Source organism: Algoriphagus sp. (assembly GCF_046296635.1).
Classification (GTDB): Bacteria; Bacteroidota; Bacteroidia; order Cytophagales; family Cyclobacteriaceae; genus Algoriphagus.
Map to the genome: position 1 here is coordinate 43,142 of NZ_JBKBKZ010000003.1, position 26,086 is coordinate 69,227.

At 42.0% G+C, this 26,086-nt stretch carries 24 protein-coding genes and 1 pseudogene; 15 read left to right on the forward strand and 10 right to left on the reverse strand.

Annotation, left to right across the window (positions count from 1 at the left end; translation table 11 throughout):
- The first annotated feature begins 8 nt into the window (after positions 1-8).
- The 9 genes from ACK4HU_RS03525 (at position 9) to ACK4HU_RS03565 (ending at position 7,996) form a co-directional block, all read left to right on the forward strand.
- Positions 9-1,157, forward strand: coding sequence for an ATP-binding protein (locus tag ACK4HU_RS03525; protein WP_409803468.1), 1,149 nt, complete (start codon positions 9-11; stop codon positions 1,155-1,157).
- A gap of 1 nt (position 1,158) precedes the next feature.
- Positions 1,159-1,596: an ATP-dependent zinc protease gene (locus tag ACK4HU_RS03530; RefSeq protein ID WP_409803469.1), complete on the forward strand. Its 438-nt coding sequence runs from the start codon at positions 1,159-1,161 to the stop codon at positions 1,594-1,596.
- A 111-nt stretch (positions 1,597-1,707) separates the two neighbouring features.
- A complete protein-coding gene (gene rimK, locus ACK4HU_RS03535; RefSeq protein ID WP_409803470.1) occupies positions 1,708-2,616 on the forward strand; it encodes a 30S ribosomal protein S6--L-glutamate ligase in 909 nt (302 codons plus the stop codon).
- On the forward strand, positions 2,613-3,548 hold the full coding sequence (hemC, locus tag ACK4HU_RS03540; protein WP_409803471.1) for a hydroxymethylbilane synthase: 936 nt from the start codon (positions 2,613-2,615) through the stop codon (positions 3,546-3,548). The genes rimK and hemC overlap by 4 nt, the downstream gene beginning before the upstream one ends.
- Before the next feature lie 4 nt (positions 3,549-3,552).
- Positions 3,553-4,398 carry a peptidylprolyl isomerase gene (locus ACK4HU_RS03545; protein ID WP_409803472.1) on the forward strand — a complete coding sequence of 282 codons (846 nt, stop codon included), beginning with the start codon at positions 3,553-3,555 and terminating at the stop codon, positions 4,396-4,398.
- Positions 4,370-5,305, forward strand: coding sequence for an SDR family oxidoreductase (locus ACK4HU_RS03550; protein WP_409803473.1), 936 nt, complete (start codon positions 4,370-4,372; stop codon positions 5,303-5,305). The genes ACK4HU_RS03545 and ACK4HU_RS03550 overlap by 29 nt, the downstream gene beginning before the upstream one ends.
- A gap of 39 nt (positions 5,306-5,344) precedes the next feature.
- The gene (locus ACK4HU_RS03555; protein ID WP_409803474.1) at positions 5,345-6,730 is read left to right on the forward strand and encodes a sodium-dependent transporter; all 1,386 of its coding nucleotides are present in this window, start codon (positions 5,345-5,347) and stop codon (positions 6,728-6,730) included.
- 248 nt (positions 6,731-6,978) lie between these two features.
- A complete protein-coding gene (locus ACK4HU_RS03560) occupies positions 6,979-7,350 on the forward strand; it encodes a response regulator (RefSeq protein WP_409803475.1) in 372 nt (123 codons plus the stop codon).
- 67 nt (positions 7,351-7,417) lie between these two features.
- A complete protein-coding gene (locus ACK4HU_RS03565) occupies positions 7,418-7,996 on the forward strand; it encodes an outer membrane beta-barrel protein (RefSeq protein ID WP_409803476.1) in 579 nt (192 codons plus the stop codon).
- 126 nt (positions 7,997-8,122) lie between these two features.
- Here ACK4HU_RS03565 and ACK4HU_RS03570 read toward each other — a convergent pair whose 3' ends face one another.
- The 9 genes and pseudogenes from ACK4HU_RS03570 to ACK4HU_RS03610 all read right to left on the reverse strand — a co-directional run bounded on the left by ACK4HU_RS03570 (position 8,123) and on the right by ACK4HU_RS03610 (position 18,531).
- On the reverse strand, positions 8,123-10,633 hold the full coding sequence (locus ACK4HU_RS03570; protein ID WP_409803477.1) for a WD40/YVTN/BNR-like repeat-containing protein: 2,511 nt from the start codon (positions 10,631-10,633) through the stop codon (positions 8,123-8,125).
- A 93-nt stretch (positions 10,634-10,726) separates the two neighbouring features.
- Complete coding sequence (locus ACK4HU_RS03575) at positions 10,727-11,854, reverse strand: hypothetical protein (protein ID WP_409803478.1); 1,128 nt, start codon at positions 11,852-11,854, stop codon at positions 10,727-10,729.
- On the reverse strand, positions 11,851-12,996 hold the full coding sequence (locus tag ACK4HU_RS03580) for a hypothetical protein (RefSeq protein WP_409803479.1): 1,146 nt from the start codon (positions 12,994-12,996) through the stop codon (positions 11,851-11,853). The genes ACK4HU_RS03575 and ACK4HU_RS03580 overlap by 4 nt, the downstream gene beginning before the upstream one ends.
- On the reverse strand, positions 12,993-14,186 hold the full coding sequence (locus ACK4HU_RS03585) for a hypothetical protein (RefSeq protein WP_409803480.1): 1,194 nt from the start codon (positions 14,184-14,186) through the stop codon (positions 12,993-12,995). The genes ACK4HU_RS03580 and ACK4HU_RS03585 overlap by 4 nt, the downstream gene beginning before the upstream one ends.
- Before the next feature lie 62 nt (positions 14,187-14,248).
- Positions 14,249-14,533, reverse strand: a pseudogene (locus ACK4HU_RS03590) (DUF6340 family protein); the annotation flags it as partial.
- 303 nt (positions 14,534-14,836) lie between these two features.
- Positions 14,837-15,541 carry a gluconate 2-dehydrogenase subunit 3 family protein gene (locus ACK4HU_RS03595; RefSeq protein ID WP_409803481.1) on the reverse strand — a complete coding sequence of 235 codons (705 nt, stop codon included), beginning with the start codon at positions 15,539-15,541 and terminating at the stop codon, positions 14,837-14,839.
- Positions 15,542-15,544: 3 nt separating this feature from the next.
- Positions 15,545-17,287, reverse strand: a complete 1,743-nt coding sequence (locus tag ACK4HU_RS03600) for a GMC family oxidoreductase (protein ID WP_409803482.1) — start codon at positions 17,285-17,287, stop codon at positions 15,545-15,547.
- Positions 17,288-17,657: 370 nt separating this feature from the next.
- The gene (locus tag ACK4HU_RS03605) at positions 17,658-17,837 is read right to left on the reverse strand and encodes a hypothetical protein (protein WP_409803483.1); all 180 of its coding nucleotides are present in this window, start codon (positions 17,835-17,837) and stop codon (positions 17,658-17,660) included.
- Between the two features lie 7 nt (positions 17,838-17,844).
- Positions 17,845-18,531, reverse strand: coding sequence for an arylesterase (locus tag ACK4HU_RS03610; protein WP_409803484.1), 687 nt, complete (start codon positions 18,529-18,531; stop codon positions 17,845-17,847).
- 245 nt (positions 18,532-18,776) lie between these two features.
- Between ACK4HU_RS03610 and ACK4HU_RS03615 the strand changes: the two genes are divergently transcribed.
- From ACK4HU_RS03615 to ACK4HU_RS03635, 5 genes are all read left to right on the forward strand, one after another.
- Positions 18,777-19,454, forward strand: coding sequence for an ABC transporter ATP-binding protein (locus ACK4HU_RS03615; RefSeq protein WP_409803485.1), 678 nt, complete (start codon positions 18,777-18,779; stop codon positions 19,452-19,454).
- Positions 19,447-21,969, forward strand: a complete 2,523-nt coding sequence (locus tag ACK4HU_RS03620) for an ABC transporter permease (protein WP_409803486.1) — start codon at positions 19,447-19,449, stop codon at positions 21,967-21,969. Before ACK4HU_RS03615 ends, ACK4HU_RS03620 begins: the two co-directional genes overlap by 8 nt.
- A 339-nt stretch (positions 21,970-22,308) precedes the next feature.
- A complete protein-coding gene (locus ACK4HU_RS03625) occupies positions 22,309-23,190 on the forward strand; it encodes an inositol oxygenase family protein (RefSeq protein ID WP_409803487.1) in 882 nt (293 codons plus the stop codon).
- A 69-nt stretch (positions 23,191-23,259) separates the two neighbouring features.
- A complete protein-coding gene (locus tag ACK4HU_RS03630) occupies positions 23,260-24,828 on the forward strand; it encodes a solute:sodium symporter family transporter (protein WP_409803488.1) in 1,569 nt (522 codons plus the stop codon).
- 24 nt (positions 24,829-24,852) lie between these two features.
- Positions 24,853-25,308 carry a hypothetical protein gene (locus tag ACK4HU_RS03635; RefSeq protein ID WP_409803489.1) on the forward strand — a complete coding sequence of 152 codons (456 nt, stop codon included), beginning with the start codon at positions 24,853-24,855 and terminating at the stop codon, positions 25,306-25,308.
- A gap of 28 nt (positions 25,309-25,336) precedes the next feature.
- Here the strand turns inward: ACK4HU_RS03635 and ACK4HU_RS03640 are convergent, their stop codons facing one another.
- Positions 25,337-25,855, reverse strand: coding sequence for a DUF4143 domain-containing protein (locus ACK4HU_RS03640; protein WP_409803490.1), 519 nt, complete (start codon positions 25,853-25,855; stop codon positions 25,337-25,339).
- A 26-nt stretch (positions 25,856-25,881) separates the two neighbouring features.
- Here ACK4HU_RS03640 and ACK4HU_RS03645 point away from each other — a divergent pair, with 26 nt between their 5' ends.
- Positions 25,882-26,082, forward strand: coding sequence for a hypothetical protein (locus tag ACK4HU_RS03645; protein ID WP_409803491.1), 201 nt, complete (start codon positions 25,882-25,884; stop codon positions 26,080-26,082).
- Positions 26,083-26,086 lie beyond the last annotated feature (4 nt).

Consider the following 26,086-nt stretch of genomic DNA (forward strand, 5'->3'; position numbering starts at 1 on the left):
GCCGAACTATGCAATTTTCAGAAATACCAGGATTACCCGAAACCAAAGAAAAGCTAATTAATGCTGTCAAATTCAATCATTTGGCACATGCCCTTCTTTTTCATGGGCCAGAGGGCTCTGCAAATTTAACCCTAGCATTGGCTTTAGCCACTTATTTATATTGTGAGAATCCATCCGATACAGATTCTTGTGGTGCCTGCAGCCCTTGTCAGCGTATGAGTCGACTGGTAATGCCAGATTTGAATTTTGCTTTTCCGGTCATTGCAAAATCAAAGGATGATGACAAGGTTGAAGAGGAAGAAGATGATAAGGTTGATGTCCTTACAAATTGGAGGAAATTCGCAATAGATTATCCATATGGTAATGTCCATGATTTCATTTACTTCAATGGATTCGAAAAGAAACAGCTAAACATCTCCAAGGCTTCTGCCCGTAAGATGATTCAAGCGCTCTCGCTCATGTCCTTTGAGGGAGGATATAAAATCATGCTGATTTGGGCTCCTGAATTTCTACACCCTTCAGCTGCCAATGCTTTGCTCAAAATAATTGAAGAGCCGCCTGCCAAAACCATTTTCATGTTAGTGACTTCACAGGCAGATCAGCTTTTGACTACGATCCTTTCCAGAACCCAAAAGATTTTGGTGAGGGCTTTTACCGATGAAGAAATCAAAGCCCATCTCATAGACACTGAGATGAGTGACAGCAAATCAGCGGATCAAATTGCCATGCTGGCGGATGGAAATCTGAGAGAAGCTTACCGGATGATTGATCAGGTCGAGGATGTACAGGTAACTCAGATCCGAAATTGGTTTCGATTTTGTGTATCCAAAGATCTCAAGGAAATTTTTGATTTGGCGGACTGGTTTCATAAAGAGCCCAAAGAGTCTCAAAAATCACTCATGCTGACAGGATTAAATGTAACGCGCGAGATTTTGCTTAAGAATTTTGATTTGGACTCCCTGCTCCGGACTACAGATGAAGATCGTACTTTTATCGATAAGATCAGTAAAAACGTCCTGAACGAAGATCATGCGGTAAAACTCTATGAGTCCTTTAATCAAGCACATTATCATTTGGAGCGAAATGGAAATGCCAAGATGATTTTCACCGATCTTTCGATGGATATTTTGGTCATGATGGCCCAGAAAAAACAGTAAAATGGAAAAGAAACTAATCGGTCGGAAGGAAAAAATCACACTTCCGGATCTAGGGTTAAAGTCAGTTTGGGCCAAAATAGATACAGGTGCATTTACCAGCAGCCTTCATGCAGAAAAAATCAGAGAAGTCGAGGTAGATGGAAAAATGATGTTAAAGTTTGAGATTCTGATGCCCGCCCACAAGGATTTCACCGGTAAGACTTTAACTTTTGAAAATTACAAGCAAACGAAAGTGAAGAATTCCTTTGGCCAAGCTGAGATTCGGTATTTGATCGTAACCAACATAAAAATTGCTGGAGAGGTCTTTGCCGCAGAATTCACGCTATCGGATCGTTCAAGCATGAAAAACTCCATATTGCTTGGGAGAAAAATCCTTCAGGACAAGTTTCTGGTGGATGTCAACAGAGTAAACTTGTCCAAAGCTTATCGCAAGAAATAATGAAATCGAGCATAGCGAAATTGTTACATTTTGGAGTGATTGTCATTCATGCGAAGATTCCACCTGCCTGCCGGCAGGCAGGTGTGGCATTATTAAATCAATTATAAACACATGAAAATCGCCGTCCTTTCGAGGAACTCAAATTTATATTCTACCCGTCGACTGGTGGAGGAGATCAAAAAAGCCGGACATGAATCCCTCATTGTGGATCATAGTCTTTGCGATCTGATCATCGAGCAGGAGGGACCTTCGATTATTTATCGGGGACAAAAACTCGAGGGGGTTGATGCCATTATTCCAAGAATCGGGGCTTCAGTGACTTTTTATGGTACTGCGGTGGTTCGTCAGTTTGAACTTATGGGCGCATTTTCAGCTGTAAATTCCCAAGCGATAGTGCGAAGTAGGGACAAGCTGAGAAGCCTTCAGATTCTGTCCAAAGCAGGATTGGGAATGCCGAAAACAGCATTTACAAACTTTTCCAAGGGCGGTGAAAAGCAACTGATCGAGCAGGTCGGCGGAGCGCCATTGATAATCAAGTTGTTGGAAGGAACCCAAGGTTTGGGAGTTGTTTTGGCAGAAACAAAGAAGGCTGCACAGTCGGTTGTGGAGGCTTTTCATGGATTGAAGGCAAGAATAATCGTTCAGGAATTTATAAAAGAAGCAAAAGGAGCGGACATCAGAGCTTTTATTGTCAATGGAAAAGTAGTCGGAGCGATGAAGCGTCAGGGCGCTGAAGGTGAATTTCGATCTAATTTGCACCGAGGCGGTGTAGCTTCAGTGATAAAATTGTCACGCGTGGAAAAGCAAGCCGCTCTCAATGCTGCCAAAGCACTTGGTCTTGATATAGCCGGAGTGGACATGCTTCAGTCTGACCGAGGCCCATTGATTTTGGAAGTAAACAGTTCACCGGGTCTGGAAGGTATCGAGCATGCAACGGGCATCAATGTCGCCGAAGAAATTATCAAGTATGCAGTGGAAGGGGTTCAAAAGAAATACCCCAAAAGAGACCAAACCCAATGAGTAGAAAAGTAAAAATCGGAACACGAGGTAGCAAATTGGCACTTTGGCAAGCCTATCATGTGGAAGATTTACTCAACAGTGCCGGTATAGCATCTGAAATCATCATCATCGATACGAAAGGCGACCAAGTGTTAGATGTTTCTATCTCCAAAATCGGCAGTAAGGGAGTTTTTACTCAAGAGCTGGAAGATCAATTGGTTGACGGAAGAATTGATATTGCCGTTCATTCTGCGAAGGATATGCAATCCACTTTGGGAGATAATTTTGAAATTATCGCCTTTACAGAGCGGGAAAAAGAGAATGATATTTTGCTTTCTAAGCAGGGGAAAATAGATCTTAGGGACTCGGCAAAACCCATTATTTTGGGCACTTCCTCTACTCGAAGAGTGGCAACACTTAAGCATTTTTACCCTCACGTGAAGACTGTCGATATCCGAGGAAACCTCCAAACTCGGATTAGAAAAATGGAAGATGGGCTCTGTGATGCACTTTTGCTCGCCTATGCCGGAGTTCACCGCATGGGATATGATTCAATGATTGCTGCGGAGTTGGATTTGGAGGAATTTACTCCTGCAGTCGGGCAAGGTTCTGTGGCGATCGAAGCAGCTAAATCACTTGATTCAACTTTGCGAGAGCAAATCATACAAGCTTGCAATCACCAAGAAACTGAATTTAGATTAAAAGCTGAGCGGGCCTACCTTAGGGTTTTAGAAGGAGGTTGTAGCATTCCTGTTTTTGCTTTGGCCACTTTGGAAAATGAATCACTCACACTCCGGGGAGGAATCATCAGTTTGGATGGCCAAAACCGCATTTACTTAGAAGTAAAAGGAAATCAAAACCAAGCTGAAAATTTGGGTGAAGAATTGGCTAGGTTGGTTTTTGCCGCAGGCGGAAAAGATATTCTCGAAGAAATCAAAAAAAAATCGCAATAGCATAATGAACAAACTCATCCAGGGTCTTTCTATCTGTTTTTTGCTGGTAAGCACGCTGGCTTGCGGACAAAACAAAGACTATCTCATCACGATCTCAACTAGGCATGGAGAGATCAAGGCAATTCTTTTTGACGATACCCCAAAACACAAGGATAACTTCATTTCCCTTGCGAAAGCCGGAAGATTCGATTCCACTCAATTTCATCGGGTGATTCAGAATTTTATGGTTCAGGGAGGAGATGTTTTCACCAAAGAGGAATTGCCTGCTGAGAAGTGGCCTACAATTCCTGCTGAGATTCTTCCAAATCGTTTTCACAGAAAAGGGATGATTGCCGCCGCACGTCAGGGCAATAACATCAATCCCACTCGGGCAAGTAATGGTTCACAGTTTTACATCGTGCAGGGAAGAACTTACGAGGAATTGGAATTGACGACTGATTTTCCAGCCTTGCAAAAAGCGGTCCTTCAATATGTTCAATTGGAAAGCCAAAGACCGCTCAAAGAGGAATACAACAGGCTTTACGCAGAGCAAAAGCTTGACAGCCTGATGACCTTATTACTGTCCAAGCGGGATGAAATCGCTAAATCTCTGAATTTGACTTTGACAAAAAATTATACACCAGAACAAATCGAAGCCTACGCTAAGATGGGAGGTACCCCACATTTGGATCGAGAATACACGGTATTTGGTGAGGTGATCGCAGGTTTGGATGTGGTTGAGAAGATTGCCGCCGAACCTACCACTCGTGAGGTGCCAAATTCTCCTGTGTTAATGCAAGTAAAAGTCGAAAGAATCTCCAAAAAGAAAATTACCCAACAATATGGATACCGCTACCCAGAAGTCAAATAAGCCTAAAATCCTGATCACAGGCGCCAATGGCTTGCTTGGACAGAAATTGGTAGAACAGCTAGTCGTCGAAGGAAAGTTTGAGGTAATTGCTACTGGAAAAGGTCCTTGTAGACTTAACAGTGTGGGTTTTGTTTACCAAGACCTTGATATCACAGATCCAAATCAGGTTGAGAATGTGATTTCACAACTTGCTCCTGATACAATTATTCACGGAGCAGCGATGACCAATGTGGATCAATGTGAATTGAATCAGGAAGATTGCGTGCTTGTTAATGTAAAAGCAACTGAATACCTGGTACGAGCGGCTGAAAAAGTAAAATCTCATTTCATTTTTGTATCCACCGATTTCATTTTTTCGGGTGAAAATGGTCCATATGATGAAGAAGCTGAGGCTGCTCCTGTAAATTTTTATGGAGAGACGAAGCTGACTGGAGAGAACCTGGTCAAAAGTTCAAACACTTCATGGGCAATTGCCCGAACAGTTTTAGTCTATGGAATTGCCAATGACCTAAGCAGATCGAATATTATTCTTTGGGTTAAAAGTTCGCTTGAGGCAGGAAAGGAAATTCAGGTGGTAGATGATCAGGTGCGGACACCCACCTTGGCAGAAGATCTGGCCGCTGGCTGCATCCTGATCGCTGAGCAAAAGGCCGCAGGAGTATTCAATATATCCGGATCGGACGTGCTTACTCCTTATGAAATGGCCATGATGACTGCTGATTATTTTGGGCTTAACAAGGACTTAATCAAGAGAACAGACTCCACCAAGTTTACTCAACCTGCAAAGAGACCTATGAAAACAGGCTTTATTATCGATAAAGCAAGAAAACTGCTGGGATTTGAGCCCAAAACTTTCCGAACGGGAATAGGTATTTTGTCAAAACAAATTATCTTAGCCCGCTCTTAAAAAGCAGTTGACACCCAATTATTAACTTTATATTTATTTATGGCAAAAATTTCAAATACGGAAGAGCGGGGACAATTTGGTTCCAGTCTCGGTTTTATAATGGCCGCAGCAGGGTCTGCAGTAGGTCTGGGTAATATTTGGAGATTTCCTTACCTGACCGGTGAAAACGGTGGTGGGGCTTTCGTGTTTGTTTACATTATCTGCGTCTTATTGATCGGCTTGCCCTTGCTGTTCAATGAAATTGCACTTGGAAGAAGGTCCGGAAAAAATCCCATCGGGGCCATTCGTGATACGGGGGGAAACAAACTATGGCAGTCCGCGGGCGTGCTTTGCGTTCTTGTTTGCTTTTTTGTGTTCAGTTATTATTCCGTCATCGCAGGTTGGACGGTAGGCTACATTTTTACAGAGATCGTCAATATCCCTGTAGACTTTGAGGATTTTGTTGAGACTCCGATGTATGTCCTTCCATTGACCTTTATTTTCATCTTAGCTACAATACTGATTGTATTAGGCGGAGTATCCGGAGGGATTGAAAAGGCAGCAAAATTCTTAATGCCAATCCTATTTATCATTATCATCTTCATCGCAGGCAGATCTGTCACGCTGGAAGGAGCACAGGCCGGTATTGAGTACTATTTGTATCCGGATTTTTCCAAGATCAATGCAACAGTTGTATTGCAAGCTTTGGGACAAGCGTTTTTCTCTATGTCTGTAGGCTGGGGGTTGATGATCACCTTTGGATCCTATCTCCAAAAAGATGCGAATATCGTTCAATCCGGAGGCTGGATTGCCGGTATGGATACAGCAGTTGCACTTTTGGGTGGATTAATGGTGTTCCCTGCACTATTTGCTTTGCTTCCCGGAAAAGATCCTGCGGCAGGACCTGCTTTAGTATTTGATGTCCTTCCGAAAGTATTCGATGCCATGCCAGGTGGTAATTTGATCGGTGGATTGTTCTTTATCCTATTGATGGTAGCAGCACTAACTTCCACGATTTCAATGCTGGAAGTTCCTGTAGCTTACTTAATTGATGACCGAAAGTGGAATCGAAAAAAAGCAACTTGGACAGTTGGGATTGCAGCAATGGTTTTGTCCGTTCCTTCTGCACTATCCTCGATTGAAGGTAATTTTTTCGCAGAGCTAAGCTTCACATTCTTGAGCAATAAGCTCACCGGATTCTTTGGAATTATGGACTTTATATTCGGCACATTTGCCGTAATTGTGATTTGTCTGATGCTTTCATTATATACGGGTTGGGGTCAAAAAATCGGAGATTACGCAGATGAATTGGCAATAGGTTCACCAGGTTTTAAGGGTCCATACCGAACTGCTTGGATGTTTTTCATCAAGTGGGTTTGTCCAATAGTGATTATTCTACTGATTCTAAATACAATTGGTTTGTTTGGTGCTCCTCAGGCAGCATAAAAATTTCTTGACAAAATCTTAAAGGGGCCTAGTTGCCCCTTTTTGTTTTAGTAGTTTTTTTGTTTATATTTTTTATGTTAAATGCTTTTTATATACTTGAAATTGAATTTGACGCATAAATCAAAGGTTGGCATCATTATTTCCCATAAGATATGCTCCCGAATAAAACTAAGGCCTTGATACCTGCCAGAAGCTGGGAGTGGCCCTTGAAAATTAAAACATAATCGATTAGGTAATTATTTAAAAATATGAAGTTTCTTCTTGTAGACGATGATTCTGTACATCTCCTGATTCTGAGAAAGATTTTTGAGAAATCTAATCATGAAGTCATTGTGGCTCAAAATGGGAAAGAAGCGCTTCAACATTTGGAGATTGACCCGTATTTTCATCTTATTCTCACTGATATTATTATGCCGGTAATGGATGGATTGGAATTTTTGGAACATCTCAGAGAAAGTCCTCAAACAAGTAAAATCCCAACTATTGGAATCACCGCCGGAGATGTGGAGTATTTTCGAAAAAAATCAAAGTATAAATTCGAAAGTCTCGTACCTAAACCTTTGGATTTTTATGAGCTATATGATTTAGCACAAACAACAGCCAAACATCATATTAATTGAATCATAATTGGCAAGGGAATTGCAAATTGCTCGTTTAGTAGAAAACTAAACCCTAATCCCTTTAACCATGAAAAAATTCATCTTTTCTGCGATTTTCCTCTGTGGGATCGCTTTTGGTGGGTACTCCCAAAACGGTGGCTTTGGTATCAAAGCAGGTTTAAGCAGTACTGAAGTAGACTTCAAGAATAAACAATTCACACCTCAAGGCGCTCAAACAGGCTACCATATTGGTGTATTTGGACGTATTGGAGGCGGAGGCTTTTTTGTACAGCCTGAATTATTGTTTACCCAGACTAGCGGTAAATTTCTAAGTGGTCAAGACCAAATCAACGCCCAGTTTAATCGTTTGGATATTCCTGTTATGGTTGGGATGCGCTTATTGAAAGTATTTAGAGTTCAAGCTGGTCCAATTGCAAGCTTGAACATCGATTCCAAGCTGAAAGAAGCAGGAACTACTGTCAAAGATGTCGATTTTGAAAATGCAACACTTGGATATCAGGCTGGACTTGGATTAGATTTTGGAAATCTTTCTATAGATGGGAGATACGAAGGTGGTCTGAGCAAGTGGACTAAAAATATCCAGAATTTCCAAACCGACAATCGAATTAATCAATGGGTTCTCTCTCTTGGATTAAAAATTTTCTAAGAATCCAGAACATAAAGAAAGCCCTCTGAATGTTCTTCAGAGGGCTTTTTAAATTTTAATATCGAATGTTGAACATCGAATTTTGAATGATGAAGTGGGTGAACTATTCACAATTCACCGTCAGGCCTACTTTTCCATCACCATAGGGCCAGGCTGGGCCAAATCGTGAATCTGCTTCAGATCGACGATATAGACACTTCGACCATGCGAACCCACGATCAGGTGATTTTCACGCTCCTGAATTACCATGTCGTAAATCGCTACATTCGGAATTTCTCCCTGGAAAAGGTTCCAGTTGTTTCCCTCGTCCATACTCACATACAAGCCATGATCAGTTCCTAAATACAGGATATTCGGCATTTTTGGATCTTCGATGATGATGTTGGTGGCTTCTTCCGGAAGGTTGGCCTTAATGGATTTCCAAGTTTTTCCGTAGTCTTCGCTTTTGTAGACGTAGGTATTGAATTCATCAAAGCGGTACCCATTAAGCGTGATGTAGACTCTTCCTTCCTTGTATTTTGAAGGGGAAATACTGCTCACCCATCTGTCCTGAGGAAGTCCGGCGTTCAAGCTGGTCCAGTTTCCTCCGTTATTTCGAGTGATCCATACATTTCCATCATCCGAACCCGCATACAAGGTCCCAAACTCAAGTGGAGATTCTTCCACTACAGAAAGTGTAGCAAACGGAACGTTTCCGCTTTTCTTGTTTTTAGTCAAATCCGGAGAAATAGTCGTCCAAGTATTTCCTTGGTCAAAAGACTGATACACATACTGCGAACCCATGTACACAATGTCCTGATTGTGGTAGCTGAGTTCGGCAGGAGTTCTCCAGTTCCATCGATTTGGAGCATTTCCAATATCATGACCCGGAGTGATTCGCTTTCTCTCGCCAGTCTTTTTGTTGATTCTGGCGTAGTTTCCAAACTGAGAACCGGTGTAAACAATGTCATTATTTCGGGTATCAACCGCCACGACCATTCCGTCTCCGCCGAAAAGTGGCTCCCACGGATCTTCGGGCTTGTTTGTAGACTTTCCATACCACACCCCATTGTCCTGCATTCCACCATAGACTGTGTAAGGAGTAGCTTGATCGACCATCACCGAGTAGAACTGGGAAATCGGCATCTGAGTATTCATGTGATCCCAACGTGAACCTCCACCGTAGCTTCGATATAATCCGCCATCATTTCCGAGTAAGATATGCTTGCTGTTAGTTGGGTCAATCCACATGGATTGATGATCGGAGTGTGGGCTTCCTATTGAGTCTGTGCGACTGAAGTTCTTGCCCCCATCTCTGGATACAAGCAAAGGCACTCCCAAAACAAAAATTTCATTTTCATCTGAGGTGCTCACTCTGACTTCACCGAAATAGTACCCGTAGGTGTTATAGAGACGGCTAATGTCTGATTCAGATACTTTCTTCCAGGATTTTCCAGCATCTTCAGAGCGATAGACTTCCGCCCCGATGATGGGTTGGCCAAACATGGCTGCGTTGGCATCGACTGCGCCACCGTTATAGTTTGCGATTTGAGTAGGTGTGATTTTGCCCGTCTTCAGCAAGCGCTTGATTTCAGCTGGAGTGTATTTAGAGGAAAATTGACTTCTGCGGGCCAAGGACTCGAGTTTTTTGTCGTCCATTGCCAAGGCTTGATCCACAGTCATGTCCTTGAAATCTTCCAATTTCAGTGGGTTTTCTTCCTGCTGCTGATTGCCTCGTGGGCGAGGGGTTTCCACCGGTTTTTCGGAATTTCCCTGATTATCCAAAAGCGCATAGGCAACATTTGGATTGGAAAGACTGAAGTCGAAACCGATTCGGCCAACAAATTCATTCTGAGGGAATCCTGTTACAGCTTTTTTCCAGGTATTTCCTCCATCCTCAGATCTCCAAATTGCTGAACCCTTGCCATTGCCAACAAAGTCGTGCGCCTGTCGGAATCGCTCCCAACTCGCAGCAAGTAATATATCTGGGTTGGTAGGATGAATCTGAATATCGATGATGCCGGTATTGTCGTCGACGTAAAGTGTTTTTTTCCAAGTTTTGCCTCCGTCTGTTGTTTTGTAGAGACCTCTTTCTTTGTTTTTGGAATAGAGTCCACCCATGGATCCAACCCAAACGATGTCCGGATTGGTCGGGTGAATCAGGATTTGGCCGATGTGTTGGGAATGAATCAGCCCGATGTGTTCCCAGGTTTTTCCTCCGTCTGTAGATTTATGAATTCCGTTTCCAGCATAAGTGGATCGACTGGAGTTGTCTTCGCCGGTTCCAACCCAAAGGATGTTATTGTCAGATGGGGCAAGTGCCATGGCACCGATGCCCAAAGCACCTTGATGGTCAAAAATGGGATTAAAAGACTGTCCTTTGTCCTCAGTTTTCCAGATGCCTCCAGAAGCTGCGGCCACATAGAAAGTCATGCCATCATTGGCTACTTCAATGTCCACAATTCGACCTGAAGTATTGGTGGGGCCTACATTTCGGGCTTTGAAATCTTTTAATGGAGTGGAAGCAAGCATCGCTTTGTGCTTGTCTACGGATTCTTGAAGGGCCTTTTCTGTAGTAGGTTTGATGTCTTGGGCTTGTAGCGAACCGAAAGTCATCATTCCTGCTGCCAGCAGGATGAGATAGGTAGATTTTTGCATATGGGTTTCTTTGATCAGGAGGGAATATAAGCAATCGCCTTCAAAGTCATGGTGCATGGCTTTTGGACGGGAAAAGGTCTTTTTGAATGGTGATTATTTGGAGACTAGTCTAAGTTTATAAAAAGTCAAATACTCCTGTTCTTCCCCGATAAAATCGTCGTTTCGAAGGGCATAGAATGCTTGATCTGTTGATTCGATGTTTAAGATAAAATCAATTTTAGAAGGAATTTGGATCTCATTAGAAAGTCCCATTTCTGGACTATAAAGTCTTAAAAAAGACTTATTGAATTCCGGGTAACGAAAATAATTTTCTGGCATATTCAGTTTATGCGCAATGAAATTATCCTCAGCGATTCCACTACTATAATTTATGATTAATATATTTTTTGAAGCGTAAATACCTTCTATATGAGCCTCGTACATGGTGTTGCCCGATACATATCCAACAGGCTCTTTTTGACCAGGTATAAGGTGAAATAGGGATGGTTCAAAATTTATACTTCTAATCCATTTTCCGCTATCTGCTAAGGAGTGAATATGAATAAGTTCTTCATTCGACAAAGCAAAATATAAAGTGTCCCCGAAAACTGAAAATTCGACTCTGGGGATGTCAAAAAATAGGTCAGAGTGTAATTTTGAGGTTTCAGGAACTTTGACCATTGCTTTGGAAGATTGATTCTTTGGATCAAAAAGCTCCAAAATTGAGTAATCTCTAAAATAGTAATTGATGTAAGGACTGATACCATCCCTTCCCGGATACCAGAGTAAGAGATTATCATTCCAAAAATTGATGTTTTTAGCGTTTCTTCTTCCGCCCCGAGATTCTGAGATAAAGGGCATTTCTAAGCTTTCCAACAAATTTAAGTTCTTATCAAAACGATGGATTTTTTTACCGTAAGTAGAAGCGTATAATTCGTCCTGTTCTGAAATAACGGTACTTGAAAACCAGTCAACAGCTCCAGGGCCATCTTTTGGATAAGTTTTTTGAGCAATGATTGCTCCTGTCGAATCAAATTTTATTAAAGAATTGGTGGAAACATCTCTTAAGTAACCGTAACCATTTCGAAAATTAGCATGCCAAATTCTGCCCAGATAATCCACCTGAATCGAGTCCTCTATCACCAGTTCCCATTCGTTGGAATTGACAGTGGAGTCGGATTTTTCATTACAGGAGAAACCTAGAAAGCAAAAAGCGAGGATTAATACGGTTTGGTTTTTCATTTTTGGACAAGTTTGATTTGATACACAGTCACCACTTCGGGCTCTTCTTCCAATGAATAAACATCTTGCATGGCCCAGATTCGACCTTGGGAGTCCACTCGAGAAATTCGATATTTTGGAGAAGAGGATTTAGGTTGGCTAAATTGATTCTTTGAGTTGCGAATAATCCATTTCGATGGATTCATTCGATTGGTTTCTTTTCTAAATTCCTCACGACTAAGGGTAGTAGGTGGCAGGTTTTCCTTTTTAATTCCGGAATAGTACTTGATCAGATCGACATCCCCCACTTTATAAATATTTGAAACTTGACCTGCATAATCCGAAGGTGAGGAGTAATCATCTTGCCCTCCATATGGAAACCCTTTTTTCATCACAAAATTATCAAAACGGATTCCAACCGATTTTTGGGTTAATTCAGGATCCAGAAGGTCCACATCGTAAAGTAGGGTGTCATTTTGGTGTGAAAAAGTCAGCTGACTTCCAGAGAGGGCAAAAGTGATCGAAATGAAATTGAAGGCCTCACCCGATTTTACAAATCTGCTTTCAGGATGCAGTGGTAGAATAGGCAGGAATTCCTCGGTGGAAAGAGGAATAAGGTCCATGGCATTATAACCCTCATAGTATTCCTTTCGGTTGGGTGGAAAATCAGTTTGAGGACTTCCTGAAAAAGAAATTAAGGCTGGTCCTGCATAAGTATCGGCCAACCTAACATGGTCAAATCCGGAGTAAATCATTCCTTTTGGTGGATAGGTTCGCTTTAGCCCCTTTAAAAAATTGAACTCTAGGTCATAGAAATAGACTCCTCTCGGCCCTTGAATCACAATGGTATCTCCCATGAAAATCCCACCGGATGTAATTCCCCCGAAACCTGTTGGAGCATCTTTTGGAACGTCAAATCGATGTAAAATCTCTCCATTCGAGTTAGTCAATAGCATAGGAGTATTGCTTGCAGAAACGCTGAATAAAAAAAGATCCTTTTCAGGATGAATGCCCATCAACTCCAAACCTTCCAAAGTTTGAATCTGTATCGAATCCACAATCTCCAATTCCCATTCTAAGGATTCGTAGGCGGTTCCGGTTTTCTCGCTACAGGAAAAAAGTAGAAAGCAAGAAACGAGGAGGGATAAGATTTGGGATCTCATTTTTCGATCAATTGATAGCGATACAATCGAATAAATTCTTCCTCTAGGTCAGGATTTGGTTCTTTTTGGAAATAAAAATTATCTCCATCCAAGGCAAAACCCATTGTGTTGACATTCTCAGGTAGTGTGATGTGATTAATAGGAGACAGGGTTGATTTTTCTAAAATCAAAAGCTTCATAGACTTTCCTTCCATTTGTTTTTTACGAAGAGCTATTCCCTCCTCTCTTCGACCTTGTTCATGGAGCACTCGTGTTTCTTCTAGTTCTTTGGTAGAAAGACCAGCATAGTAATAAACTAGAATTTTGTCCTTCCATAATGATATTTTCCAAATTGCTGCCTGATAGATATTTAGGGAAAAAGTAATGCTACTAAAAGATTCTAGTGGCTTTCCGTCGATTTGACCAAAGTCCTTTAATTCCAAGTTTTGACTTTGCATCCAAACTAATGAATCACCAGAAATTTTATAACTATGAATAGCCGGTTCTCCCGCAAAAGCAACAAAGACCTCCTTAGAATCGGTGGTAAAAATGGGTTCATAGTCAGGCATGCCCCATCCCAATCCATTTAGAAACCGACTTTCAGGACGAAATGAAATGAATTCTCTGGAAGTTCCTGTTTCAGGATCAGTTATTTCGATGGCTCGAAACCTGGTGTAAAATTCTTTCTCTCCCTGAAAAGAATCATGTGTTCGAAGTGATTTGAAAAATACTTGTCGTTTGGCCTGAAAGTCAATCCATTGTATGGAATTTCCCGGTAGAGAAATAAATGCGCTTCCAGATTGAGGCTCAGGATGAGTATGTTTTCGAATTAATTCTCCGTTGGTATTAAAAACAAAAATACCTGGTACTCCAGCGATTGCAATTCTCTCCTCGTCCAAAAAACCCGGTAAGGTGACTTGATTGCCAAAATTATCCGGGCTATCTCCCTTTTTGCTAAATCTGTTGATCAATTCTCCACTCTTCTGGTCCAAAAGGATAAACTCTCTTCCAGTTTCATCATAGATGAGAATTTTTCCGAACTCTGCATCAGCAAGAATGGGTCGTCCGATGATATCAAACTGTAGTGAATCAACCTTTTCAAATTCCCAGCTACTCGCAGGTTCAGAACTCGCTGTTTTTTCTTCGCTTGATCCGCAACCCCAAACAAAAAGTGCGGTTGATATTACCGCACCGAATATAAATTTATTCATTGTCTAATTTTTTCCCTTAAGAAACTAAATCAGGCATTTAGATTCAAGCAATCGACTAAAAATTATTTCCTCTCATTATCTTTTTCCATTTGCTGCTGTAAAACTGCCTGCTGCTGAAGAAGACCATTCAAAGTTCTTACATAGGTGCGTCCCTTTTTCAGTCCAAAATCCGTGTAAGCCATTCCTGCCCATTCTTTGGCAAGCTCGAGCGAACCCAGCACTTCGTAGCCCACAGCAATATTGTAAGTCAGCATACCGCCACTTTCTTCATCCGCATCCGGTAAGGCAGCCTGCCAGGTTTCGATGGCTTGCTCCCATTGGTCTACCTCAGCAAGTCTGGCGCCTTGAGCTACAGCAGGGTCTGTTTTTTATTTTGGGAAAAATCCACGGTTTCAAAGCCGTGGATTTTCAAATTCAAATTTTGGGAATATTTATTTGCGCCTTCTTATCACTGTCGTTTTTTAATAAAATGACCTCGACTTCGCTCGGCCACCGAATATTAGATTGTGATATGGAATGGAGGGCAATGCGGCGCAGCCGCATTGCCCTCCATTCCCCTATTAACGAGACCAACGGGCACCGAGCGAAGTCGAGGTGTATCCAAAATGAAAACCTACTACTGGTATAATTGCGGGCATCCACATTTAGAATTACCCGATTAAGTTGCCTTCGTCATCCCAAACAGCTACGGTTCCTCGATCCTCAGGTTTGAGGTAGAGGTTTTGGTATTGCGCTGGATTAGATAGTCCGTGTTTGTCCAAAACATTCTGTGGGACACCGTCCCATACATTTGCTTGGTTGCCTTTGTAACCCATGTATTTCCAGCCGGCTTCGGTAGAGAAATATCCAGAGCAGGTGAGGTTTCTGAGCATGTTAAACCAGCGAACTCCGCCAAGATATTCGGGTTTGGCCTTTTCTGGCCAAGCCACTTCATCCACGATAGCCATTACCTGATCTTTGGAAAGTTCATTGAATACTTTTCCGAATTTTTCATCCGCTTCGAAGTCCAGCCACATCAAGCCACCTCGCATTGGAGTTTGAGAGTTAGGCTGATCACGCATCATAAAGTCAATGAAGTCAGGTACTTTCAGTTCTGTTGCCGAGGGAGATTCGGAATCTGCCGGCATGATGATGTCGACCAAAGTGTCCAACTTTTTCCGTTCCTCGTCCGTGAAAAAAGTCCCTTCCATCAATTTGGCATCGCGAAGGTTTTCTTCCTCGGTTCTTCCACCTGGAGTTCCTCCGGCAAAAACCTTTCCTTGAACGCTTTTATCCACCGGATCACAGCCGGTCATCATTAGTCCAGCTCCTAGTGAGCCTGTAAAGAGGAGTTTGAGATTTTCCCGTCTGTTCATGGCTTAGATGTTTTTTTGTTTCAACTGCTCAACGATGTAATCAGAAGTTCTCCAAGAGAGTGCAAGTATCGTCCAAGTTGGATTTTTATCTGCTTGAGATACAAAAGGCGCAGCATCCACCAAAAAGAGGTTTTTGCAATCATGCACTTGGCAATTGGAATTCACGACGGAAGATTTTGGGTCATTACCCATCCTTGCTGTCCCTACTTCATGGATAATTCTTCCAGGAGCCGCAAGCCCATACAGAGTGTCAGCTCCTGGTTTTTCTCCCAAAAGTGTCGCACCTGCTCCGGTCAAAATTTCCTCAAAGGTGTCCTGCATGTGTTTGGCCTGCTTGATTTCCTGATCGGTCCAATTGTAATGGAATCGGAGTACAGGAATCCCGAATTTGTCAACCACATTAGGATCGATTTCGCAGTAGTTGTCATACATCGGCACACTTTCTCCTCTGCCTGACATCCCAAATGTGGATCCGTAGATCTTTCTTATGTCTTTTTTTAGCCCTTCGCCATAGCCTCCGTTGGGACTTGGATTTCCGAATTCATCTTTGATGTATTTTCTCATGGCGTCCATTCCCCCACCTGCACCGTAGGAAGGCTGACCCATTCCACCCCAATATTCAAGGTGATATCCTCGGGCAAAATCCAGTTTCTTATTATCCAGCCACCATGGCGTGTACATGTGCATTCCGCCAACTCCATCCTCATTGTATCGTTCCCGATCGATCATATCGGGCATGATACCGGATCGGCTGGCACCGGTAGAATCATGGAGGTATCTACCCAAGACACCTGAATCTGCCCCGATCCCGTTCGGATGAGATTTGGATTTGGAGTTCATCATGATACGGGTAGTCTCACAAGAGGATGCTCCCAGTACCACTACTCTGGACTTCAACTTGTATTCTTTCATGTCCACTTTGCTGACGAAAGAAACGCCTGTGGCCTTTCCTGTGTCATCGGTAGTCACTTTTCGTACCATGGAGTGGGTGTAGAGGTCTACTTTTCCTTTTTTCATGGCTGGATGAACAAGGCAAGTGCCTGCTGAAAAGTCTGCATAAACTTGACAGGCCCGATTACACTGCGCACAGAAGAAGCAAACCCCTCGCTCATTATTGATTGGGCGGGTCAGCATCGACAATCGTGATGGAATCATCGGAATTGCAGCTTTATCTGCTCCTTTTTTGATGAAAAGCTCGTGAAGTCTAGGTTTCGGAGGAGGTAGGAAAAATCCATCCGGTTCATTGTAGATGCCTTCTTTGGAGCCAAATACCCCGATGAGTTTATCCACCTTATCATAGTAAGGCTTCACGTCATCATAGCCGATTGGCCAATCGTGACCGAGGCCGTCGATACTGGCACGTTTGAAATCATTTGGTCCAAACCGGAGTGAAATCCTTCCCCAGTGGTTGGTACGACCGCCGACCATTCTGGATCGGAACCAGTCAAACTGAGTTCCATTCTTTCGGGTGTAAGGTTCACCATCAATATCCCAACCGCCGATAGCCTGATCGAAGTCGCCAAAAGGACGAATCTTGGTTCCGGCACCTCTCCTGACAGATTCCCATGGTGGTCTGAGTTGCGTTCTGTCCTCTTCTTTGGCTGGGTCAAAATCTCCTCCAGCTTCTACAACTGCTACTGAAAGTCCAGCTTCGGAAAGGATTTTGGAAGCCATGCCTCCACCTGCACCGGAACCCACAATGATCACGTCGTAGGCTTCAGCGGATTGTTTGATTTGAAAACTCATTCTCAAAAATTTTTAATGAAGTCGAAAATATAGCTTAAAAAATTCTGGAAGGGAATAGCTTTAATTGGTTTTTTGAGAATTTACAAATACGGGCGAATGCTTATTTGACATTCACCTAACTATTAGAACTTTTTTAACCGCAAAGACTGCGCAAAGGAAGAGAGAATGACAGTATAAATCTCTTAGAGAACTTCAGGGGTGATTATGTGAATCTTCAATCTTGCACGCAAAGATATAAGTTGAAGGTTTGTGGATGGTTTGAGGCGAATTCCCCCTTGAAAAGGGGGTTAGGGGGATTTTAATTCACTATATCAATAACCTAGGTGCAACATTCCAAACAGTCATAATTCATATTTTTTTGATGATTGTACTAAAATGAATTATCAATTCCCCATTCATTCCTTAAGCGTTTTTGCACTTCTAGAGGATCTATATCTGCCTGTAATTTACCAGCAAGGTGTTCAATGCTCTTGACTTTTTTGCGCATAATCTGTTGGATTTCCTTATTCATCTCCGACTTAGTCATTCCTTTTTTCAAGATAGTTGTCATATGAAAATCAGTTGATTAGCGATTCTATAAAAGGCCAAATCGTCTCAAAGACAATTTTATGACCTTCCTCAGTTGGGTGAATTCCGTCAGGAAGATTGAGTTCGGGGATGCCTCCGACATTTTCCAGTAAGAAAGGAATTAAGGTCACGTTTTTCTCCGCAGCTACTTCAGGATAAATGGATTTAAACACCTCGGTGTACTCTTGTCCCATGTTTGGCGGAATCTGCATTCCGGCAAGAATGATTTTGGTCTCAGGATATTTAGCTCGGACTTTATCGATGATTCCGCTTAGGTTCTTTTTGCTTTCCGAGGGTAAAATCCCTCTCAAACCATCATTCCCTCCAAGCTCCAAAATAAAAATTTCTGGCTCCTCTTCGAGAAACCAATCCAAACGGCTCAATCCACCCGCTGTAGTCTCTCCACTTAGTCCACCATTTATTACTCGATAATCTAATCCCAAGCTATCGATTCGGTCTTGAGTCAAACCCGCAAAAGCATCTTCCTGATCAATTCCATAGCCTGCAGTAAGGCTGTTTCCAAAAAACAGGATTGTTTTTCGGGATGTTTCTGTTGACGCGGGGTTGGTTTTCACTATCTCTGCTTGCTTTTTATCTGTGGACGAACCGCAGGAAATAAGTGCTGAAATAGAGAAAAGGCTAAGTATGATTAAAAAGGAAAATCTGAAGAGCGACATTTTAATGTTTTTTGGTAATAATGGATTTCTGAGGAAAAGGTTCGGCTTTGGACCACTTTCATTTCTCTCTGACGTAAAAATAGCTTTTTCTGCGTTGGTCGAGCAATTCTGCCCGTTGGTCGACTGTCTAAGAAATAGACGAACGTTTTTTCTTTTCTTTACCTTACTAACCTGTGTCAAAACTTGATTGTTAAAAAAGTTCCATTCAAGTCGTTTGACCTTTCAAACTAACTCAACGCTTTTTCATGAGCATTTTATCAATTAAGAATCTAAGTAAAACTTATCAAAGCGGAAGTCGAAAGCTGACCGTTTTGGACGAAGTGAATTTTGACATTCAAGCAGGGGAGACCCTCGCTATCGTAGGCCCTTCAGGAAGCGGAAAAACCACACTTCTCGGACTTTGCGCAGGATTGGATTCTGGATCTACCGGGAGTGTTGTCCTCAATGGCCAAGCCTTAGAAAACATGAATGAAGATCAGCGTGCATCTGTCAGAAATAAAGATGTGGGGTTCATTTTCCAAAACTTCCAATTGCTTCCGACTTTGACAGCTTTGGAAAATGTGATGGTTCCTCTTGAGTTAAAAAAGCGAAAGGATGCCCGTCAAAAAGCACAGGAACTGCTCAATAAAGTAGGTTTGGGAGATCGTGCGACACACTATCCAACTCAGCTTTCCGGTGGAGAGCAGCAGAGAGTTTCCATCGCTCGAGCTTTTGCCAATGAGCCAAAAATACTATTCGCAGATGAGCCGACTGGTAATCTAGACACAGAGACAGGAGAAATGATTGAAAAACTCATTTTTGATCTGAATAAAGAACAGGGAACCACGCTGGTACTCGTCACACACGATTTGGAATTAGCTGCCAAAACTCAGCGCATCATTCATATCAAGGGCGGTAAAATACAGGAGGACGTTCATGCCTGATTTTAGATGGATTTTAATAATGGCGCTCCGGGATTTCCGGAAGAACCTTTCTCGCCTACTGCTATTTGTTTCCTCCATTGTAGTTGGAATCGCTGCTTTGGTGGCGATCAGCAGCTTTGGTGAAAATCTCACCAAAGACATCGATAATCAGGCTCAGGAGCTTCTGGGTGCTGATTTGGTTTTGAAAAATAACCAGTCAATCGGTGACCAAAAGATAGATTCTCTTGCCATCGAAATGGCCTCCGAGATCAATTTTGCCTCGATGGTTGCTTTTCCGAGTTCGGGAGACAGCCGATTGACTCAGGTCAGAGCCTTGGAAGGTAATTTTCCTTTCTATGGAAAGTTGGAAACGATTCCAGTGGACGGGGAGTCCGAATTTAGAAGTGGGGGTAAAAAAGCCTTGGTTGAAAAGACGCTGATGGCGCAGTTTAATGCTGAAGTGGGAGATTCAATCAAAGTTGGAGCGGTTACTTTTTTAATTGTCGGTGAACTTCAAAAAGTCCCAGGTCAAACGGGAATCACAGCTACTGTTGCGCCTGCGGTGTACATTCCAATGGCATTTTTGGAAGAGACTGGCTTAGTGCAATACGGAAGCCGAGTTGAGTACAACAGCTACCTGCAATTTGCAGCAGGCACAGATGTAGAAGAACTCATCAAGCCTTATAAAGATCAGTGGGAACTTGATCGCGTGGATGCGGATACTGTGGAGGACCGTAAGCGATCTACGGGGCGATCTTTCGCTAATCTTTCCAACTTTCTAAGTCTAGTTGCATTTATCGCCTTGCTATTGGGTTGCGTTGGTGTCGCCTCTGCAGTCAATGTTTTTGTCAAGGAAAAATTAGCATCAGTTGCAGTATTGAGATGTCTTGGGGTTTCCTCCCGTGATGTTTTGCTGATTTATTTGGTTGAAATCGTATTCATGGGCCTCGTCGGGGCGGTGATTGGATCGGCATTAGGGACATTACTCCAATTTGTATTGCCTGCGGTATTCTCCGACTTTTTACCTGTTGAAGTCAATGTAGGAATTTCCTGGATTTCGGTAGGTTTTGGAATTGTCACCGGCCTATTTGTTTCTATCCTTTTTGCGCTTCTGCCTTTATTGAAAGTGAGAAATGTGTCGCCTATGGCTACGCTAAGACCTGAAACTGCAGATTCAACTTTAATGAAAGATCCGCTGCGTTGGCTGGTGATTTTAGGAATTTTGTTGTTTATCTGGGGTTTTAGCTTTTTCCTATTGAAGGATTGGAAACTTGCTTTTGGATTTACTGGATTCGTGTTGGTATCATTTGGTGCACTATGGGGTGTAGGTCAATTTATCATGTGGGCGGTGCGAAAGTTCTTACCGATTTCGCTTGAATACACGCTTCGACAATCCTTGGCAAACCTTTATCGACCAAATAATCAGACGATTTCTCTGATTGCTACAATTGGTTTGGGTACAGCAATGATTGCCACACTCTTTTTTCTTCAAAATCAACTACTGAAAGAGGCCAAATTTGCAGATAAAGAGGATCAGCCGAATATGCTGATGTTTGATATTCAGACGGCTCAACTTGAGGATGTCAGAAGCAAAGTAACAGGAAGAAATCTCCCCATTATGCAGGAGGTTGCGATTGTGACGATGCAACTCAACACGATTAATGGAATAGATAAAAAGGCGAATGAAGAGCTGGAGGATGAAAAGAGGTACTCGAGGTGGTTATATAATAGAGAGTTTCGAGTTACTTATCGAGATACCTTGATAGCTTCAGAGACTGTCAAAGCAGGGGAATTAATTCCCTTGGGAGCTAGAGGAGACAGTATTTTTGTTTCCATGGAAAAAGGATTTGGAGAAGGCAATGGCTTTAAAATTGGTGATCAAGTCGAGTTTAATGTTCAAGGAAGACCAATTAAAACTTACATCGGAAGTTTCCGGGAAGTAAAGTTCAATCAGGTTTCGACCAATTTTCTGGTCTTGTTTCCAAATGGAGTTCTCGAGCAAGCTCCAAAATTCCACGTGTTGATTACCAAAACCAAAAACGACCGGGAAGCAGCTGATGTGCAGTCAGAGATCGTAAGGGCTTTCCCGAATATTTCTATTATCAATCTCGGGACGATCGTCGAAACCTTGGAGGAGATTCTGGGTAAAATCAGTTTTGTAATCCAGTTTATGGCCTTTTTCTCCATAGCAACTGGGATTTTGGTGCTGATCAGTTCGCTGATTATCAGTAAATATCAGCGAATGCGGGAGAGTATTTTGCTTCGAACCTTGGGGGCGAGTTCTGCCATTGTAACCAAAATCAATACGCTGGAATACTTCTTCCTTGGGAGTTTAGCTTCGCTTTCAGGAATCTTACTCTCATTTATGGCGACATTCTTATTGGGTAAGTTTGTCTTTCAAATGAACTTCAGTGTCGCTTGGAAAGAAGGCTTGGTTTTGTATCTGGCGATCACTGGACTGACGATTGTTTTGGGATGGCTGAATGGCAGAAAAATCATCAATCAACCACCGATGGAGATCCTCAGGGGAACTTGAGAAGTCTGAAATCTTAAGTATGAAATCTAAAATGGGCTCTTGAGGGAGTCCATTTTTTTGACTTAAAAAAGGCTGGCTTTAAACATTAAGGAATTAAGAAAATTAAGTTTTGGGACAAATCCATCTTTAAATACTAAAACCTTATGTTACAAATAGAAACTATCAGCACAGGACTTGATTTTCTAAATGCTCTCAATTTCCTTGATGGTTAAAGATGGGATTTCATTTCCCATTGTACAATATTTTGTACGTTTTTGTTCCAAGAGTTTTAATTCGCAGCTAATCAGGAGATGAAGTTTTAGATTTTGTCTCTATATTTCATTTTTAAATTGTAATCCTATGAAAATCAAGCTCTCCGCCTCTGAAATAGCTCCACTTCAATCCATCGAAGATTGGGAGGATGATCTCCTGACTAGATATCCCGAACCTAAGGACAAGCAAGCCAAAGCGAAAGATGATTATCGAAATTACCACGATTCGGAGCGGGTGGATACGGTCCGAGAATTTTACAGGCTCAATCATACCTATCAGACTTATGATTTTGTGGTCGAAAAGGAAAGGGAATTTTTGAAGTTTGAGAAAAAGGAAATGCCCTTTTGGGATGCGGTGGACTACTTAAATACGCTCATCGATGATTCTGATCCTGATACTAATTTGGATCAGTTACAGCATTTACTTCAGACTTCCGAAGCCATCCGGGCTGATGGTCATCCGGATTGGTTTGTGTTGACAGGGTTTATTCATGATTTGGGCAAGGTACTTTGTTTGTTTGGCGAACCTCAATGGGCTGTGGTGGGCGATACATTTCCGGTAGGTTGTCAGCATTCAGACAGGATCGTTTATCCGGAGTATTTTGATCGAAATCCAGATTCAAAAGACGACCGATTCAATTCAAAATATGGAGTCTATTCCCAACACTGCGGTTTGAATCAGGTGAAAATGTCTTGGGGACATGATGAATATCTGTATCAGATGGTCAAGGATTACATGCCCGAACCCGCACTCTACATGATTCGATACCATTCATTTTATGCACAGCATCGGGAAAATGCCTACAATCATTTGCTCAATGATCACGATCGGGAGATGTTCAAATGGGTGGATAAATTCAATCCTTATGATCTATATTCTAAAGTGCCGGTGCCACCTGATTCTAAAGCTTTGAGACCTTATTATGAGGACTTGGTGGCAAAATATCTTCCAACCACGCTAAAATTTTAAATATCAAAATGGTTGAGAGGGGATGTATCAGTCCCCTTCTTTTTTGTTCAATCACCCAAAATAACCTTCATGCTGACTGTCATTTCCTTTGTAGGATTCACGCTGTTTGTTGCTTTTTTTTCTTGGTACAAATTGAGAAAAGAGAATCTCCGCTCGAAGGATGGATACTTTTTGGGAGGCAGAAGTCTTACAGGTGGAGTGATCGCAGGGTCGATGATTTTGACAAACATTTCCACAGAGCATCTCATAGGAATGAATGGATCTGCGTACAAAAACGGCATGATCATCATTGCTTGGGAAGTGACTTCAGCTATCGCTTTGGTGATCGCTGCCTTGTACTTTTTGCCGATTTATCTCAGAATGGGTTTGGCGACTATTCCTCAATATCTGGCCGTCCGCTACGATGATACAACCAAAACCGTTGTTTCATTGCTTTTGATGCTATCCTTTGTATTTACCCTTTTGCCAATCGTGCTTTATACTGGTGCGATAAATCTGGAAAGCATTTTCAACGTCTCTGAAGTATTGCAAATTAGCAAGTCCGAAGGAATCTGGATCTCAGTAGTCACGATTGGAGTGATCGGCTCAATTTATGCGATTTTGGGAGGACTGAAAGCAGTTGCTTATTCAGACTCGATCAATGCAGTCGGATTGGTAATAGGCGGTTTAATGGTTCCGGTTTTTGCACTTTGGGATATTGGCGGAGGGAATGTTGTGGCGGGAATGGCCAAAGTTTATGAAGCAGTCCCAGAAAAATTTAATGTGATCGGTTCATCCGATTCTGTTTTGCCATTCAGCACACTTTTCACCGGTTTGATGATCAATCAGCTGTACTTCTGGGGGATGAATCAGACGATCATTCAGCGGGCTTTGGGAGCTAAAAATATGGCTGAAGCACAGAAAGGATTGCTTTTCACGGGAATTTTCAAGATTCTGATTCCACTGATTATTGTGCTACCAGGAGTTATCGCTTTTTATTATTATGGGGAGCAATACTTTGGAGATCAAGATGTGATTTATCCAGTTTTGGTCAAAAAAGTACTTCCATTAAGTTTAATTGGATTTTTTGCGGCTGTGGTTTTAGGCGCAGTATTGAGCACTTTCAATTCAGTCTTGAATTCAGCTGCGACGATTTTTAGTTTGGATATCTTTAAAAAAATCATTCAGCCGAGTGCTTCAGATTCCAAACTGGTCAAAGTCGGTAAGCTCACTTCTTTGATCCTTGCAATTGTTTCGATTCTGATTGCACCCATGGTGGCCAATGCCCCTGATGGACTCTATCAACTGATGCAGCAACTGAATGGGATATTTTTCATACCGATAGCCTCAGTTCTGATTGCAGGGTTTTTTATACCAAAAATCTCTGCGGCGGGAGCAAAAGCAGGCTTGGCAGTAGGCTTTTCATTTTATATTCTGACGACATTTTTGCTGGAAGTGGATATCCATTTCATTCACATTTGGGGAATAGAGTTTTTGCTCAATCTTGGTGTGATGTATCTGGTCAGTCTAAAATTCCCTCCTAAAACGGTGGCTGCTATTCCCCAAGGCCCGCTCAATCTTCAGGAATGGATATATGCAAAGCCGCTTTCGATTGTGCTCTGTGTGGTGACGGTGATGATTTATTATTTTTTAAATTGATCTTTTCACCAAAACTTCAAAACGATGCATCCCTACACCAAGCATCTTTTAGATGATATTCAAAAGGCCTTTAGGCCAAAGGATTTTTTCAAAGGCAAAAAGAAGGAATTCTCAGGTGATGAATTGGAGGATCATTTCGCCGATATCGAAAGATGGCTAAATCAGGATAAAGAGCCCACTTTTGGAAACTATTGTGGCCTAAAATCCGAAAATTTCCCTCCGGTTGATTTCTATTCTTTGAAAGAGCTGAAAGCATTGGTTAAACTTTTCGAACAAATGATGTTTTCATGGAATCTCAGTATGGATGTCCCGAAAAATTTACCTCTGGACAGAAAATATAAACTTATGATTGCTACCCTAGACGAACCTACTTTAATTGTAGAGGATGGTTTTGTCGGTTTTGACTATTGTACAGGTAATCCAGAAGGTTGTGAACTTGAGGAATATTGTCCCTGCCTGAAATACTGGGAAGAAAAGTAAGACTCATTAATTAAGCATCTTTTGACAGCTATTCTGTACTTGCTACCATCTTCAGAAATTCCGCCAATCCTATCACCTCAACTTCCCCTTTCATCGGAAAACGATCCTTTCCTGAGTAAACCACAATTTTTTTCGTTGCTCCAATATCCTCACAGGCACTGTGAAATCCGGCAGAGAGCGAAGGAGCGATTGATCTTTTCACCTCAATTGCCCAAACTTCCTGATTGTTCTTTTCTAATACCAAATCAATTTCTGCCTGATTGCTGGATCTATAATAGCTTGCCGTCCATGAAGAAGAAAGACTGTTTAAGATATTTTCAACTACAAAACCTTCCCAACTCGCTCCCACCACCGGGTGTCCTAGCAAATGATCAAATGTGTGGATATTCATCAAATTGTGAAGCAATCCAGAATCTCTCAAGTAGATTTTCGGAGTTTTAACCAGCCGTTTTTTCGTGTTTCCCGACCAAGGCTGGACTTGCCTCACCATAAAGAAATCCTGAAGAAGTAGGCTGTGATTCAGAGGGAATCCTTTTTTTAAATTCATTAGAAGTAAACCTGTAGGTTGATAAAATGAAAGTTGTCTGTATCTTTTTAAGACTCTATGCGGTTCGATTTAGAGATGAATTTGTGATTACAGGTGGGGCTATTAAGCTCACTCGATTTATGAAGGATCGGCTGCATACTAAGCTCGAAATTATTCGTTTGGAGGCGGCTGTTGAGTTTTTGAGGCAAAAAGATATTGAAGGAAAGATAGTTTATTTAGAAAGATAGAGCC

What these genes read in the sequence shown, in the direction of transcription:
- ACK4HU_RS03525 (WP_409803468.1), top strand. Translation starts at nt 9, where the DNA reads ATGCAATTTTCAGAAATACCAGGATTACCCGAAACCAAAGAAAAGCTA.
- ACK4HU_RS03530 (WP_409803469.1), top strand. Translation starts at nt 1,159, where the DNA reads ATGGAAAAGAAACTAATCGGTCGGAAGGAAAAAATCACACTTCCGGAT.
- rimK (WP_409803470.1), top strand. Translation starts at nt 1,708, where the DNA reads ATGAAAATCGCCGTCCTTTCGAGGAACTCAAATTTATATTCTACCCGT.
- hemC (WP_409803471.1), top strand. Translation starts at nt 2,613, where the DNA reads ATGAGTAGAAAAGTAAAAATCGGAACACGAGGTAGCAAATTGGCACTT.
- ACK4HU_RS03545 (WP_409803472.1), top strand. Translation starts at nt 3,553, where the DNA reads ATGAACAAACTCATCCAGGGTCTTTCTATCTGTTTTTTGCTGGTAAGC.
- ACK4HU_RS03550 (WP_409803473.1), top strand. Translation starts at nt 4,370, where the DNA reads ATGGATACCGCTACCCAGAAGTCAAATAAGCCTAAAATCCTGATCACA.
- ACK4HU_RS03555 (WP_409803474.1), top strand. Translation starts at nt 5,345, where the DNA reads ATGGCAAAAATTTCAAATACGGAAGAGCGGGGACAATTTGGTTCCAGT.
- ACK4HU_RS03560 (WP_409803475.1), top strand. Translation starts at nt 6,979, where the DNA reads ATGAAGTTTCTTCTTGTAGACGATGATTCTGTACATCTCCTGATTCTG.
- ACK4HU_RS03565 (WP_409803476.1), top strand. Translation starts at nt 7,418, where the DNA reads ATGAAAAAATTCATCTTTTCTGCGATTTTCCTCTGTGGGATCGCTTTT.
- ACK4HU_RS03570 (WP_409803477.1), bottom strand. Translation starts at nt 10,633, where the DNA reads ATGCAAAAATCTACCTATCTCATCCTGCTGGCAGCAGGAATGATGACT.
- ACK4HU_RS03575 (WP_409803478.1), bottom strand. Translation starts at nt 11,854, where the DNA reads ATGAAAAACCAAACCGTATTAATCCTCGCTTTTTGCTTTCTAGGTTTC.
- ACK4HU_RS03580 (WP_409803479.1), bottom strand. Translation starts at nt 12,996, where the DNA reads ATGAGATCCCAAATCTTATCCCTCCTCGTTTCTTGCTTTCTACTTTTT.
- ACK4HU_RS03585 (WP_409803480.1), bottom strand. Translation starts at nt 14,186, where the DNA reads ATGAATAAATTTATATTCGGTGCGGTAATATCAACCGCACTTTTTGTT.
- ACK4HU_RS03595 (WP_409803481.1), bottom strand. Translation starts at nt 15,541, where the DNA reads ATGAACAGACGGGAAAATCTCAAACTCCTCTTTACAGGCTCACTAGGA.
- ACK4HU_RS03600 (WP_409803482.1), bottom strand. Translation starts at nt 17,287, where the DNA reads ATGAGTTTTCAAATCAAACAATCCGCTGAAGCCTACGACGTGATCATT.
- ACK4HU_RS03605 (WP_409803483.1), bottom strand. Translation starts at nt 17,837, where the DNA reads ATGACAACTATCTTGAAAAAAGGAATGACTAAGTCGGAGATGAATAAG.
- ACK4HU_RS03610 (WP_409803484.1), bottom strand. Translation starts at nt 18,531, where the DNA reads ATGTCGCTCTTCAGATTTTCCTTTTTAATCATACTTAGCCTTTTCTCT.
- ACK4HU_RS03615 (WP_409803485.1), top strand. Translation starts at nt 18,777, where the DNA reads ATGAGCATTTTATCAATTAAGAATCTAAGTAAAACTTATCAAAGCGGA.
- ACK4HU_RS03620 (WP_409803486.1), top strand. Translation starts at nt 19,447, where the DNA reads ATGCCTGATTTTAGATGGATTTTAATAATGGCGCTCCGGGATTTCCGG.
- ACK4HU_RS03625 (WP_409803487.1), top strand. Translation starts at nt 22,309, where the DNA reads ATGAAAATCAAGCTCTCCGCCTCTGAAATAGCTCCACTTCAATCCATC.
- ACK4HU_RS03630 (WP_409803488.1), top strand. Translation starts at nt 23,260, where the DNA reads ATGCTGACTGTCATTTCCTTTGTAGGATTCACGCTGTTTGTTGCTTTT.
- ACK4HU_RS03635 (WP_409803489.1), top strand. Translation starts at nt 24,853, where the DNA reads ATGCATCCCTACACCAAGCATCTTTTAGATGATATTCAAAAGGCCTTT.
- ACK4HU_RS03640 (WP_409803490.1), bottom strand. Translation starts at nt 25,855, where the DNA reads ATGAATTTAAAAAAAGGATTCCCTCTGAATCACAGCCTACTTCTTCAG.
- ACK4HU_RS03645 (WP_409803491.1), top strand. Translation starts at nt 25,882, where the DNA reads ATGAAAGTTGTCTGTATCTTTTTAAGACTCTATGCGGTTCGATTTAGA.